Source organism: Pseudomonas sp. A-RE-22 (assembly GCF_019956035.1).
GTDB lineage: Bacteria > Pseudomonadota > Gammaproteobacteria > Pseudomonadales > Pseudomonadaceae > Aquipseudomonas > Aquipseudomonas brassicacearum.
On sequence record NZ_JAHBCZ010000041.1, the window covers coordinates 1 to 14120 of the forward strand.

The window sequence follows — 14120 nt, forward strand, 5'->3', positions numbered from 1 at the left end:
CCCCCGCGACAATCCCCGCAACCGCATTGAGCAACGTCGGCACGATAAACCCGGCACCACCGGCGCTGGCCGTCACGCTTTCGATCCAGTGATGCACCACCGGCACGCCATGGGTCAGGATGCCACCACCCACCAGGAACATCGCCGCCGTGCCGATCACCGACAGGCTTTTCATCATGTAGGGTGCCGCACTCAGGATGGCGCCGCCGATGCTTTTGGCGGCCTGCCCTGGCTTCTGGGTCAACCAGAGTCCCAGGTCATCGAGCTTGACGATCCCGGCCACCAGGCCATAGACCCCAATGGTCATGACGATGGCGATGCCCGACAGGACGATCACCTGCTGGGTCAGTGCCGCATCAGCAACGGTGCCTAGGGTGATGGCGATGATTTCCGCTGACAGGATGAAGTCGGTGCGTACCGCGCCCTTGATCTTGTCCTTTTCAAACGCCACCAGATCGACCGCCGGATCCGCCACGGCCTCGACCAGTTGCGCATGTTCGGCCTGGTCTTCGGCCTTGCTATGAAGGAACTTGTGGGCCAGTTTTTCGAACCCTTCGAAACACAGATAAGCGCCGCCCACCATCAACAACGGCGTCACCAGCCAAGGAACGAAGGCGCTGATCGCCAGCGCCGATGGCACCAGGATCAACTTGTTGATGAACGAACCCTTGGCCACCGCCCACACCACCGGCAGTTCCCGCTCGGCCCGTACACCAGAGACTTGCTGGGCGTTGAGCGCCAAGTCATCGCCGAGCACGCCAGCGGTCTTCTTGGCGGCCATCTTGGTCATCAGCGCAACATCGTCGAGCACGGTGGCGATATCGTCGATCAGTACCAGCAAACTGCTTCCAGCCATGGAGGGGCTCCTTGAATAATAATGCCGCGCAGCATACCGCGAGCCGCGGCGCCTTGGGCATTCTTGAGCGCCGCGCGAGGCCGGTGCTACCATGCGCCACCGCCAGAACAGGCAAGGAACCCCTGGGTTTATGAGCACTATCCGCGAGCGCAACAAAGAATTGATCCTGCGTGCCGCCAGCGAAGAGTTTGCCGACAAGGGCTTCGCCGCGACCAAGACCAGCGACATCGCGGCCAAGGCAGGCCTGCCCAAACCCAACGTCTACTACTACTTCAAATCCAAGGAAAACCTCTACCGCGAGGTCCTGGAAAGCATCATCGAGCCGATTCTCCAGGCTTCGACACCGTTCAATGCCGACGGTGTGCCCGGCGAGGTACTGAGCCACTACATCCGCTCCAAGATCCGCATTTCCCGCGACCTGCCCTTCGCCTCGAAAGTCTTCGCCAGCGAAATCATGCACGGCGCCCCCCACCTGAGCCCCGACCTGGTGGACCAACTCAACGCCCAGGCCCGGCACAACATCGCCTGCATCCAGACCTGGATCGACCGCGGCCAGATCGCCCCCATCGACCCCAACCACCTGATGTTCAGCATCTGGGCCGCCACCCAGACCTATGCCGATTTCGACTGGCAGATCAGCGCCGTGACCGGCAAGGCCAAGCTTGATGAGGCGGATTACGAAGCGGCGGCGCAGACGATTATTCGGTTGGTGTTGAAGGGGTGTGAGCCAGACTGAAGACTGAGTAGCCCTCATCGCGAGCAAGCTCGCTCCCACAGGGTTTTGCGGCGCCCTTGTGGGAGCGAGCTTGCTCGCGATTGAAGACAACTCGATTTCAAGTCAAAGCCAAATGGCATCCCACAGCGGATAGTCGCCAAGTCGCTCTACCAGGCCTGCCCGCAGTGGATTTGCCACAACATAGCGAGCCAGCTTTACCAAATCCTCTTCCCGCCGCAGAGCTCGATCGTGGTATCCCGGTTGCCAAAGGCTGCCTCTGTGCCCTGTGGACATGTTTACCGCCCGAGCACTCAAGGACTTGGTTTTTTGCATCAGCTCATTCAGCGAGCCTTGCTGCAATTCAATCAACCAATGGAAATGGACAGGCATGATCACCCAAGCCAATGACTTCGCCCTTCTCTCAACCTGGGCACACCTAAATTGCTCAACGACCAATCGACCTAAAGCGAAATCCTGGAAAATCGGCTTTCGCTCAGCCGTGTTAGTGGTCAATAGATAGATTCGATTCAACTCACCGTAACGGCCGGTGCGCAAACGACGTGAAGCAGGTAGATCAGGCATTCCTTCGCCTCTCCAATGATCAGGTCATCAAAGGCTAGGCCTGTAGATTTTTGAATGCCGGACAGACTCTTGGCTGGATGTGTCTGGTAGATCGTCATCGCGAGCAAGCTCGCTCCCACACTAGGCTTGCGGTGTTCAGACATCATGTGTCGAACATCAAGCCCTGTGGGAGCGAGCTTGCTCGCGATGAGGCCCGTCAATTCACCGCAAAATCAAACAGTAATCCCCACATCCGTCCTCAACCGCAGCGCCTCCACAGCCCTGACCGCCACCTGCTCATCCACATCCGAAACATCACCACTGACACCAATCGCCCCCAGCACCTTCCCATCCTGATCCCTGATCAATACCCCACCCGGGGCCGGTACGACGTTGCCCTGTCCCAGCCCGTTCAATGCCGCGAAAAACGCCGGGCGTTGCTGGGCGTCCTGGGCGAGCAGGCGTGAGCCTTTGCCCAGGGCGATGGCACCCCAGGCCTTGCCGATGGCGATCTGCGGGCGAAGCAGGCTGGCGCCGTCTTCGCGCTGCAAGGCAACCAGGTGTCCGCCGCTGTCCAGGACCGCGACGGTCAGAGGCGCAGCGCTGATTTCACGACCGGCGGCAAGGGCTTGCCCGGCCAGGTTGACGGCGATTTTCAAGGTTAGAACGCTCATGGGTGCTGTCCTTCTTTTGTTATGGGAGAACCTTGCGGGCTTCACTTTCAGCAAAACCGAACACAACAAATAGAACACAACAACGCACATTTTTGTATACAATAATTTTCACAAAGCACCTAGATCGATGAAAGACCGCAGCAAAACCTGGACTTCCGACGAATAAAACAGATGCTTGAGGAAATGGATTGACCTGCGCCGTTTGCCGTGAATACACTCTGCGCAAAGCCACTTGTATACAATTACAGAACGTAAGAGGCACAAAACAATGAGCAAAATGAGAGCAATCGAAGCCGCGGTCCTGGTAATGCGCCGTGAAGGCGTGGACACCGCCTTCGGTATTCCGGGTGCCGCGATCAACCCGCTATACTCCGCCCTGCAGAAGGTGGGTGGCATCGATCACGTCCTTGCTCGCCACGTTGAAGGCGCCTCGCACATGGCCGAGGGCTACACCCGGACCAAGGCCGGCAATATCGGTGTGTGCATCGGCACCTCGGGCCCGGCCGGCACCGACATGGTGACCGGGCTCTACAGCGCCTCGGCCGATTCGATCCCGATCCTGTGCATCACCGGGCAAGCGCCCCGCGCCCGTATGCACAAGGAAGACTTCCAGGCTGTGGATATCACCAGCATCGTCAAACCCGTGACCAAGTGGGCAACCACCGTGCTGGAGCCGGGCCAGGTGCCATATGCCTTCCAGAAGGCGTTCTTTGAGATGCGCTCCGGCCGTCCGGGCCCGGTGCTGATCGACCTGCCGTTCGACGTGCAGATGGCCGAGATCGAATTCGACATCGACGCCTACCAGCCACTGCCCCTGGCCAAACCCGCGGCCAACCGTGTGCAGATCGAGAAAGCCCTGGCGATGCTCAATCAGGCTGAACGTCCATTGCTGGTGGCTGGCGGCGGCATCATCAACGCCGACGCCAGCGAACTGCTGGTGGAGTTCGCCGAGCTGACCGGCATTCCCGTCATCCCGACCTTGATGGGCTGGGGTACCATCCCCGACGATCATCCGCTGATGGTCGGCATGGTCGGCCTGCAAACCTCCCATCGCTATGGCAACGCAACCTTGCTCAAGTCGGACGTGGTGCTGGGCGTCGGCAACCGCTGGGCCAACCGCCATACCGGTTCGGTGGATGTCTATACCGAAGGCCGCACGTTCATTCACGTGGACATCGAGCCGACCCAGATCGGCCGCGTGTTCACTCCCGACCTGGGCATCGTTTCCGACGCCGCCTCGGCCCTGACGGTGTTCATCGAAGTGGCTCGTGAATGGCAAGCCGCCGGCAAGCTGAAAAACCGCGACGCCTGGTTGCAAGACTGCCAGCAGCGCAAGGCCAGCCTGCAACGCAAGACGCACTTCGACAACGTGCCGGTCAAGCCACAGCGCGTGTACGAAGAAATGAACCAGGTGTTCGGCAAGGACACCTGCTACGTCAGCACCATTGGCCTGTCGCAGATCGCCGGGGCGCAGTTCCTCCACGTCTACAAGCCACGCCACTGGATCAACTGCGGCCAGGCAGGGCCGTTGGGCTGGACCATTCCGGCCGCGCTGGGGGTGGTCAAGGCCGACCCGAGCCGCAAGGTCGTGGCGCTGTCGGGCGACTATGACTTCCAGTTCATGATCGAAGAGCTGGCGGTGGGTGCGCAGTTCAAGCTGCCCTACATCCACGTCGTGGTGAACAACTCCTACCTGGGTTTGATTCGCCAGGCCCAGCGCGGGTTCGACATGGACTACTGCGTGCAGCTGTCCTTCGACAACCTCAACGCACCGGAGCTCAACGGCTATGGCGTGGACCACATTGCCGTGGCCGAAGGCCTGGGGTGCAAGGCGTTGCGAGTGTTCGAGCCGTCCGGTATCCAGCCGGCCCTGCGCCAGGCCCAGGCGATGATCGAGGAGTTCAAGGTGCCGGTGATCGTCGAGATCATCCTGGAACGGGTGACCAACATTTCCATGGGCACCGAGATCAACGCCGTCAATGAGTTTGAAGATCTGGCGCTTGTGGGCAACGATGCACCGACTGCCATTTCGCTACTCGACTGACCGAACGGCGTCCCTGTGGGAGCGAGCTTGCTCGCGATGACGGCGCTACATTCAACATGGATGCAAGCAGACACACCGCTATCGCGAGCAAGCTCGCTCCCACAGGGGGCCTGCCAACTATCTACAGGAGACCACCATGCCGCGTTTCGCCGCCAACCTGTCCATGCTGTTCACCGAGCAGGATTTCCTCGCCCGTTTCGAAGCCGCCGCCAAGGCTGGGTTCAGTGGCGTCGAATACCTGTTCCCCTATGACTACAGCTCCGCCGAACTCAAGGCCTTGCTCGACGCCAATGGCCTGACCCAGGTGCTGTTCAACCTGCCGGCCGGTGACTGGGCCAAGGGCGAGCGCGGCATTGCCTGCCTGCCGGACCGGGTCGAGGAATTCCGCGCTGGTGTCGACCTGGCCATCGCCTACGCCCAGGTGCTGGGCAACACCCAGGTCAACTGCCTCTCGGGGATTCGCCCGCAGAACTGCAGTGAAACCCTGGTGGAGAAAACCTTCGTCGCCAACCTGAAATACGCCGCCGAGAAGCTCCAGGCCAAAGGCATCAAGCTGGTAATGGAAGCCATCAACACCCGCGACATTCCCGGCTTCTACCTGAACAACACCGCCCAGGCCCTGTCGATCCACGAGCAGGTGGGCAGCGCCAACCTGTTCCTGCAATACGACATCTACCACATGCAGATCATGGAAGGTGACCTGGCCCGGACCCTGTCAGCGCACCTGGGCGAGATCAACCACGTACAACTGGCGGACAACCCGGGCCGCAACGAGCCGGGCACGGGCGAGATCAACTATCGCTTCCTGTTCGAACACCTGGACCGCATCGGCTACACGGGTTGGGTCGGCTGCGAATACAAGCCGCTGACCACCACCGAAGCGGGCCTGGGCTGGCTGAAAACCCATAACGCGATCTGACCCAACTCCTCCCCTTGTGGGAGCGAGCTTGCTCGCGATGACGTCGGTACAGCCAACATCACCGGCACTGACCCACCGCTATCGCGAGCAAGCTCGCTCCCACAGGAAAGCATTCCCCCATTTGCCTGAAGCAGCGATAACAACAAGAGGATTTTCTCATGGCTAAAATCGGATTCATCGGCACCGGCATCATGGGCCACCCCATGGCACTGAACCTGCAAAAGGCCGGTCACAGCCTGCTCCTGTCCCAGCACCACGACCCGGCCCCGGCCGATCTGCTGGCCGGTGGCGCAGTGGCATTGGCCAATCCGAAGGAAGTGGCCCAGGAAGCCGAGTTCATCATCGTCATGGTCCCGGACACTCCGCAGGTCGAGGATGTGCTGTTTCGCGCCGATGGCGTGGCGGCGGGCGTGGGCGCGGGCAAGGTGGTGATCGACATGAGCTCGATCTCCCCCACCGCCACCAAGGCCTTCGCGGCGAAGATCAATGAAAAAGGCGCGCAGTACCTTGATGCCCCGGTGTCCGGCGGTGAAGTCGGCGCCAAGGCCGCGACCCTGAGCATCATGGTCGGTGGCGACAGCGCCGCCTTCGAGCGGGTCTTGCCGCTGTTCCAGGCCATGGGCAAGAACATCACCCTGGTGGGCAGCAACGGCGATGGCCAGACCGCCAAAGTCGCGAACCAGATCATCGTCGCCCTGAACATCCAGGCCGTGGCCGAGGCTTTGTTGTTCGCTTCGAAAAACGGTGCCGACCCGGCCAAGGTCCGTGAAGCGCTGATGGGCGGTTTCGCTTCGTCGAAGATCCTCGAAGTGCACGGCGAACGCATGATCAAGGGCACCTTCGATCCAGGCTTCCGCATCAGCCTGCACCAGAAGGACCTGAACCTGGCCCTGCAAGGCGCCAGGGAACTGAACATCAACCTGCCCAACACCGCCAACGCACAACAAGTGTTCAGCACCTGCGCGGCCATTGGTGGCAGCAACTGGGATCACTCCGCGTTGATCAAGGGGTTGGAGCATATGGCCAATTTCTCCATCCGCGACAAATAAGCCCTGCACTCCCCCCTGTGGGAGCGAGCTTGCTCGCGATGATGGCAGTACCGCCAACATCACCGGCACTGACCCACCGCTATCGCGAGCAAGCTCGCTCCCACAGGGGGCGCATCAACACTCATAATAAAAACCGGGAGCCCGCCATGTCGGTCGATCCGCAACAACTGCTGCGCAAGCTGTTTGCCACAGCCATCGATGCGGCCCATCCGCAACACGTCCTTGAACGCTACCTGCCCAGCGACCGCAGCGGTCGGGTGATCGTCATCGGGGCCGGCAAGGCCGCGGCGGCCATGGCGCAAGTGGTCGAGCGCTGCTGGCAGGGCGAAGTGTCTGGCCTGGTGGTGACCCGCTACGGCCATGGCGCGCCCTGCCAGAAAATCGAAATAGTGGAAGCCGCCCACCCGGTGCCTGACGCCGCCGGCTTGGCCGTGGCCCGGCGGGTGCTGGAAATGGTCAGCAACCTCAGCGAAGACGACCGGGTGATCTTCCTGCTGTCCGGCGGCGGTTCTGCCCTGTTGGCCTTGCCCGCCGAAGGCATCACCCTGGCCGACAAGCAATCGATCAACAAAGCCTTGCTCAAGTCCGGCGCGACCATCGGCGAAATGAATTGCGTGCGCAAGCACCTCTCGGCGATCAAGGGCGGGCGCCTGGGCAAGGCCTGCTGGCCGGCGACGGTGTACACCTACGCGATTTCCGATGTGCCCGGGGATCTTGCCACGGTCATTGCCTCCGGCCCTACCGTGGCCGACCCCAGCACGTCGGCCGAAGCCCTGGCGATTCTGCAGCGCTACCGGATCGAGGTGCCGGCCTCGGTGCGCAACTGGTTGCAAAGTCCAGCATCGGAAACCGTCAAGCCCGGCGACCCGAGCCTGGCCCGCAACCACTTCCAATTGATCGCCCGCCCCCAGCAGTCATTGGAGGCCGCGGCAGTGAAGGCGCGCCAGGCCGGTTTCAGCCCGTTGATCCTCGGTGACCTGGAAGGTGAATCCCGGGAGGTGGCGAAAGTCCACGCCGGCATCGCCCGGCAAATCGCCCTGCACGGCCAGCCACTGGCGGCGCCGTGCGTGATCCTCTCCGGCGGCGAAACCACCGTCACCGTGCGCGGCGACGGTCGTGGCGGGCGCAATGCCGAATTCCTGCTGAGCCTGACTGACAGCCTCAAGGGTCATCCCGGCATCTACGCGCTGGCCGGCGACACCGACGGCATCGACGGTTCCGAAGACAACGCCGGTGCCCTCATGACCCCGGACAGTTATCGCCGCGCCGCCGAGCTGGGCCTGTGCGCCAGCGACGAGTTGGACAACAACAATGGCTACGGCTACTTCGCCGCCCTGGATGCGCTGATCGTCACCGAACCGACCCGCACCAACGTCAACGACTTTCGCGCCATCCTGATCCTCGAGAACCCCAAACATGACGCCTGATAAAAAGGTCAAGATCCTCGCGACTCTCGGCCCCGCCACCCGCGGCATCGATGGCATCCGCGCGCTGGTACAGGCCGGCGTGAACATCTTCCGCCTGAACTTCAGCCACGGCGAGCATGCCGATCACGCCCAACGCTACCAGTGGATTCGTGAGGTCGAGCAGCAACTCAATTACCCGCTGGGCATCCTGATGGACCTGCAAGGTCCGAAGCTGCGGGTCGGCCGGTTCGCCGACGGCAAGGTCCTGCTGCAACGCGGCCAGGCCCTGCGTCTGGATCTGGACCCGACGCCCGGCGATCAACGCCGGGTCAACCTGCCCCACCCGGAGATCATCGCGGCCCTGGAGCCCGGCATGGACCTGCTGCTGGACGACGGCAAATTGCGCCTGCGCGTGACCGCCAGGCACAGCGAAGCCATCGACACCGAGGTGCTCAACGGCGGTGAGCTGTCGGACCGCAAAGGCGTGAACGTCCCCCAGGCCGTGCTCGACCTGAGCCCGTTGACCGCCAAGGACCGGCGCGACTTGAGTTTCGGCCTGGAGCTGGGCGTGGACTGGGTGGCATTGTCGTTCGTCCAACGCCCCGAGGACATCCGCGAGGCCCGGGCGCTGATCGGCGACAAGGCGTTCCTGATGGCGAAGATCGAGAAGCCATCGGCGGTGGCCCAACTACGGGAAATCGCCGAATTGAGCGACGCGATCATGGTTGCTCGCGGTGACCTGGGTGTCGAAGTCCCGGCCGAGAGCGTGCCGCAGATCCAGAAGAACATCATCGGCACCTGCCGCGCCCTCGGCAAACCGGTGGTGGTGGCGACCCAGATGCTCGAATCGATGCGTTTCTCCCCGGCACCCACCCGCGCCGAAGTCACCGACGTGGCCAACGCCGTGGCCGAAGGGGCCGACGCGGTGATGCTGTCGGCGGAAACCGCTTCAGGGGATTACCCCCTCGAAGCCGTGCAGATGATGAGCAAGATCATCCGCCAGGTGGAGAACGGCCCCGACTACCAGGCGCAATTGGACGTCAGCCGGCCGAAAGCCGAGGCCACAGTGTCGGATGCGATCAGTTGCGCGATCCGCCGTATCAGCAATGTGCTGCCGGTGGCGGTGCTGGTGAACTACAGCGAATCGGGCAGTTCCAGCCTGCGGGCGGCGCGGGAACGGCCGACGGTGCCGATCCTCAACCTCACGCCGAACCTGCAGGCCGCCCGCCGCCTGACGGTGGCCTGGGGCGTGCACTCGGTGGTCAACGATCGGTTGAAGCAAGTGGATGAAGTCTGTTCCACCGCTTTGGAAATCGCCCAGGCCCAAGGCATGGCCCAGCGCGGCGATACCTTGCTGATTACTGCGGGCGTGCCGTTCGGGCAGCCGGGGTCGACCAATTCGTTGCGCATTGAGACGTTGATCTAGCGCCTGTACTGGCCCCTTCGCGAGCAGGCTCGCTCCCACACTGGATTTGCGGCGACCACAAAACCCTTGTGGGAGCGAGCCTGCTCGCGATGAGGGCAACTCGGTCCATCAGACATATCAACCATGCCCAACACCCACTGCCCCGACTGGGCCACCGCCCTGCTCAACGGCTTCAGCCAGATCTTCCTCCAGCGCCATCCGTTGTGCGGCCTGCTGTGCCTGCTGGCGATTCTGCTCACCGCGCCCGCCCTGTTCGGCGGCGCGTTGCTGGGTGGGGTGGCCGGGTTGCTCACGGCCCAGCGACGCGGTTACGCCAAGGCCGACCGGCAAGCCGGGCTGTTCAGCTACAACGGCATTCTGCTGGGCTTGCTGCTGAGCCTCGCGTTGTCCTGGTCCGTCCTGTTGCCGCCGTTGATCATCGCAGCAGGCGGTCTCAGCGCGATACTGACCCAGCAATGGCTCAAGCGCACCCGTGGCCCTCGATGCCTGCCCGCCTACACCGCGCCTTTTGTAGGGTTGGCTTGGCTGCTGATGAGTTTCACCCTGCCGCCACCCCCAACCACCTCGATTGAAATGACGATACCCAATCTGCTGGCCGCGCATTTGAGCGGGCTGGGCCAGGTCATGTTTCTCGGCCATCCGGCGGCGGGTGCGCTGATCGCGGCGGGCCTGCTGCTGGCCGACCGTCGCGCTGCCGCTTGGGCATTGTTCGGTTCCGCCGCCGGCCTGGCCTTCGCCTTGTCGCAACATGAAAACGCAACCGCTCTTTGCGGACTGGGCGGCTACAACCCGGTGTTGGTGGCGCTGGCCCTCAGCCAACAGCGCCGCCAACCCTGGCTGCCGCTGACGGGCATTCTCCTGGCGGTCATGCTTACCCCAGGTTTTATCGCCCTCGGCCTGCCTCCCCTGACGGCACCGTTCATCCTCACCTGCTGGTTGATCCAGGCCACCGGCCGGGCGTGGTGCCAGGCCAGCCTCGACAGCGCGCCTTGCGCTCTGCAGGGCAATCGCCCTAGGCTTCGCTGATTCCGGTTCAGGCGAAGATTATGCAAAGCAGCAACAATTGGCGTGAACGCCTCTACGTGATCATTTTCCAGGCCGACACCGTGGCCGGCCGGCGCTTCGATAGCACCTTGCTGTTGATCATCCTCGCCAGCCTGGTGATCGTGATGCTCGACAGCATCGACAGCGTGCACAAAAATTACGCGGCCTTGCTGGCCGGTATCGAGTGGAGCTTCACCTTCGTCTTCATCGTCGAGTACGGCCTGCGCCTGTACTGCTCGCCCAAGCCGCTGCGCTATGCCTTCAGTTTCTATGGCCTGGTGGACCTGCTGGCGATCGTGCCGGGGATCCTGGCGCTGTACTACAGCGATGCCCAATACCTGTTGATCATTCGGATCATCCGGATGCTGCGGATTTTCCGGGTGCTCAAGCTCAGTCCCTACCTCAAGCAAGCCAACTACCTGATGGCGGCGCTGCGGGGAAGCAAGCAGAAAATCATCGTGTTCCTGCTCAGCGTCTCGACCCTGGTGACCGTCTTCGGCACGCTGATGTACGTCATCGAAGGTCCCGAGCATGGCTTTACCAGCATTCCCAAGGGCATCTATTGGGCTATCGTGACACTGACCACCGTGGGCTTCGGCGACATCGTGCCCAAGACGCCACTGGGCCAAGTGGTGTCATCCCTGGTGATGATCACCGGTTATTCGATCATCGCCGTGCCGACGGGCATTTTCACCGCTGAACTGGCCACCGCCATGCGCGGCGACCAGCTCCAGCACGATTGCCCGGTGTGCAGCAAAAATAACCACGAACACGGTGCTGCTTTCTGCTCCCGTTGTGGCAATGCGCTGTTTAAGAAATTGGAATAAGCAAAGCACTTTTTGATGCTTGAAGGTCTATAGGCTTACAGCTAGTGTGCTGGCTAATTGCCCGGAACCCCCCGTTCGAATAAAAAGGAATTCGCTGTGAAGAACTTCTTTGGCGCCTCACTTCTCGCCGTAGGCCTGACCTTCGGCAGCCTCGCCCACGCCGCCCCGACCCTGCTCAACGTTTCCTACGACGTGATGCGCGATTTCTACAAGGACTACAACATCGCCTTCCAGAAGCACTGGCAAGCCGAGCACAACGAAAACATCACCGTGCAGATGTCGTTCGGCGGCTCCAGCAAGCAGGCGCGCTCGGTGATCGACGGCCTGCCGGCGGATGTCATCACCATGAACATGGCCACCGACATCAACGCCTTGGCGGACAATGGCAAACTGGTGCCCGAGAACTGGGTCACCCGCCTGCCGGACAACAGCGCGCCGTTCACCTCGGCCACGGTGTTCATCGTACGCAAAGGCAACCCGAAAGCCTTGAAAGACTGGCCCGACCTGCTCAAGGACGGTGTGCAGGTGATCGTGCCCAACCCGAAAACCTCCGGCAACGGTCGCTACACCTACCTCTCGGCTTGGGGTTATGTGCTGAAGAATGGCGGTGACGAAACCAAGGCCAAGGACTTCGTCGGCAAGCTGTTCAAGCAAGCGCCGGTACTGGACACCGGCGGTCGCGCCGCGACGACCACCTTCATGACCAACCAGATCGGCGACGTGCTGGTGACCTTTGAAAACGAAGCGGAAATGATCGCCCGCGAATTCGGTCGCGACCAGTTCGAAGTGATCTACCCGAGCGTTTCCGCCGAGGCCGAGCCGCCGGTCAGCGTGGTCGACAAGGTTGTCGAGAAAAAAGGCTCCCGCGAAGCCGCCGAGGCCTACCTCAAGTACCTGTGGTCGCCCGAAGGCCAGGAAATCGCCGCCGCCAACTACCTGCGCCCACGGGATCCGGCGGTACTGGCCAAATACACCGACCGCTTCCCGAAAGTGGACTTCCTGTCGGTGGAAAAAACCTTCGGCGACTGGCGCACGGTGCAGAAGACTCACTTCAATGACGGTGGGGTTTTCGACCAGATCTACAGCGGGCAATAACCTCCTATCCACATCGATCGTTCCCACGCTCCGCGTGGGAATGCATCCAATGACGCTCTGCGTCACAAAAGGACGCAGAGCGTCCCGGGCGGCATTCCCACGCGGAGCGTGGGAACGATCAGTATGTGCAGCCGCTATCGCGAGCAAGCTCGCTCCCACATGAATCTGATTGTCACCATCAATTGCGGGCATGACTGATATCAGCCACAAAGCCCTATTCCAGCCCACCGCAAGTCTTTAGCCTCACGCCATCCTTTCAATTGATCGACGAGATTGCCATGAGTGCTCATTTACCCACCTCGCCCGGCAGCCCCCTGACCCGCGGCATGGTCCTGCTCTTCGCCTTCTGCTGCGGCGCCATCGTCGCCAACATCTACTATGCCCAACCGATCATCGAACTGATCGCACCCGACGTCGGCCTGAGCAGCACCATGGCCAGCCTGATCGTCTCGCTGACCCAGATCGGTTATGCCCTTGGCCTGTTTTTCCTGGTGCCGCTGGGGGACTTGCTGGAAAACCGTCGGCTGATGATCATCACCACCGTGGTGGCGATCGCCAGTTTGTTAGGGGCAGCGTTCACCGATCAACCGAATGTATTCCTGCTGGTTTCTCTGCTGGTGGGGTTCAGCTCGGTGTCGGTGCAAGTCCTGATTCCGCTGGCCGCGCACCTGGCGCCGGAGGAAACCCGGGGACGGGTCGTGGGTGGGATCATGGGCGGTCTGCTGCTGGGGATCCTGCTGGCGCGGCCGGTCTCCAGCGTCGTGGCCGATCACTTCGGCTGGCGGGCCATGTTCATCATCGCCGCCGTGTTGATGGCCGCCATCAGCATCGTCCTCGCGCTGACCGTGCCCAAGCGCCAGCCCGACCATAGCGCTACCTACGGTCAACTGCTGGGCTCGCTCGGTACCCTGCTGCGCCAGCAACCGCTGCTGCGGCAACGGGCGTTCTACCAGGCTTGCATGTTCGCCACGTTCAGTCTGTTCTGGACCGCCGTGCCGCTGGAGCTGTCACGTAACCATGGCCTGTCCCAGACTGAAATCGCGCTGTTCGCCCTGGTCGGTGCCATTGGTGCCATCGCCGCGCCCATCGCCGGTCGCCTGGCGGATGCCGGCCATACCCGCAACGCCTCGTTGCTGGCGATGTTGTTCGCCAGCCTGAGTTTCCTGCCGGCATTCATCCATCCGCTCTACAGCGTGATCGGCCTGGCGGTGACCGGCGTGGTCCTGGATTTCTGTGTGCAAATGAACATGGTCCTGGGCCAGCGCACCATCTATGCCCTCGATGCCAAGAGTCGCAGCCGACTGAATGCGCTGTACATGACCAGTATCTTCGTCGGTGGCGCCTTCGGCTCATCGATTGCCAGTGCGGTGTACGAACACGGCGGTTGGTTGTGGGTGGTGATCGTCGGCAGTGCCTTCCCACTGTTGGCCTTGCTGCGCTTCTTGAGCACCTCGCGCAAGCCGTCCCTGGCTACGGCCTGAATACCCCACGCATAAAAAAGCCC

13 protein-coding genes are annotated in these 14120 nt (G+C 61.9%); 10 read left to right on the top strand and 3 right to left on the bottom strand.

Going from position 1 to position 14120, the window contains the following annotated elements; translation table 11 throughout:
* The coding region (locus KGA89_RS19800; RefSeq protein ID WP_223472352.1) for a DUF808 domain-containing protein at positions 1-856 on the bottom strand (856 nt) is incomplete at its 3' end.
* Between the two features lie 130 nt (positions 857-986).
* On the opposite strand from KGA89_RS19800, the gene KGA89_RS19805 reads away from it, so the two are divergent.
* Positions 987-1592, top strand: coding sequence for a TetR/AcrR family transcriptional regulator (locus KGA89_RS19805; RefSeq protein WP_003204456.1), 606 nt, complete (start codon positions 987-989; stop codon positions 1590-1592).
* Positions 1593-1694: 102 nt separating this feature from the next.
* Here the strand turns inward: KGA89_RS19805 and KGA89_RS19810 are convergent, their stop codons facing one another.
* Entirely contained in the window at positions 1695-2153 is a 459-nt protein-coding gene (locus KGA89_RS19810) for an REP-associated tyrosine transposase (protein ID WP_223472353.1), read from the bottom strand.
* Positions 2154-2365: 212 nt separating this feature from the next.
* Positions 2366-2806, bottom strand: a complete 441-nt coding sequence (locus tag KGA89_RS19815) for a GlcG/HbpS family heme-binding protein (RefSeq protein WP_223472354.1) — start codon at positions 2804-2806, stop codon at positions 2366-2368.
* 268 nt (positions 2807-3074) lie between these two features.
* On the opposite strand from KGA89_RS19815, the gene gcl reads away from it, so the two are divergent.
* The 9 genes from gcl (at position 3075) to KGA89_RS19860 (ending at position 14097) form a co-directional block, all read left to right on the top strand.
* Positions 3075-4850, top strand: coding sequence for a glyoxylate carboligase (gene gcl, locus KGA89_RS19820; protein WP_003204462.1), 1776 nt, complete (start codon positions 3075-3077; stop codon positions 4848-4850).
* Between the two features lie 136 nt (positions 4851-4986).
* A complete protein-coding gene (hyi, locus tag KGA89_RS19825) occupies positions 4987-5769 on the top strand; it encodes a hydroxypyruvate isomerase (protein WP_027911521.1) in 783 nt (260 codons plus the stop codon).
* A gap of 158 nt (positions 5770-5927) precedes the next feature.
* Entirely contained in the window at positions 5928-6818 is an 891-nt protein-coding gene (locus tag KGA89_RS19830; RefSeq protein WP_223472355.1) for a 2-hydroxy-3-oxopropionate reductase, read from the top strand.
* A 146-nt stretch (positions 6819-6964) separates the two neighbouring features.
* Entirely contained in the window at positions 6965-8245 is a 1281-nt protein-coding gene (locus KGA89_RS19835) for a glycerate kinase (RefSeq protein WP_223472356.1), read from the top strand.
* Positions 8235-9650: a pyruvate kinase gene (gene pyk, locus KGA89_RS19840; RefSeq protein WP_223472357.1), complete on the top strand. Its 1416-nt coding sequence runs from the start codon at positions 8235-8237 to the stop codon at positions 9648-9650. The genes KGA89_RS19835 and pyk overlap by 11 nt, the downstream gene beginning before the upstream one ends.
* Positions 9651-9773: 123 nt before the next feature.
* Positions 9774-10676: an urea transporter gene (locus KGA89_RS19845; RefSeq protein ID WP_223472358.1), complete on the top strand. Its 903-nt coding sequence runs from the start codon at positions 9774-9776 to the stop codon at positions 10674-10676.
* Positions 10677-10696: 20 nt separating this feature from the next.
* Complete coding sequence (locus KGA89_RS19850) at positions 10697-11521, top strand: ion transporter (RefSeq protein WP_223472359.1); 825 nt, start codon at positions 10697-10699, stop codon at positions 11519-11521.
* Between the two features lie 96 nt (positions 11522-11617).
* Positions 11618-12616: a sulfate ABC transporter substrate-binding protein gene (locus tag KGA89_RS19855; RefSeq protein WP_223472360.1), complete on the top strand. Its 999-nt coding sequence runs from the start codon at positions 11618-11620 to the stop codon at positions 12614-12616.
* 278 nt (positions 12617-12894) lie between these two features.
* Positions 12895-14097 carry an MFS transporter gene (locus KGA89_RS19860; protein WP_223472361.1) on the top strand — a complete coding sequence of 401 codons (1203 nt, stop codon included), beginning with the start codon at positions 12895-12897 and terminating at the stop codon, positions 14095-14097.
* Positions 14098-14120: the final 23 nt, after the last annotated feature.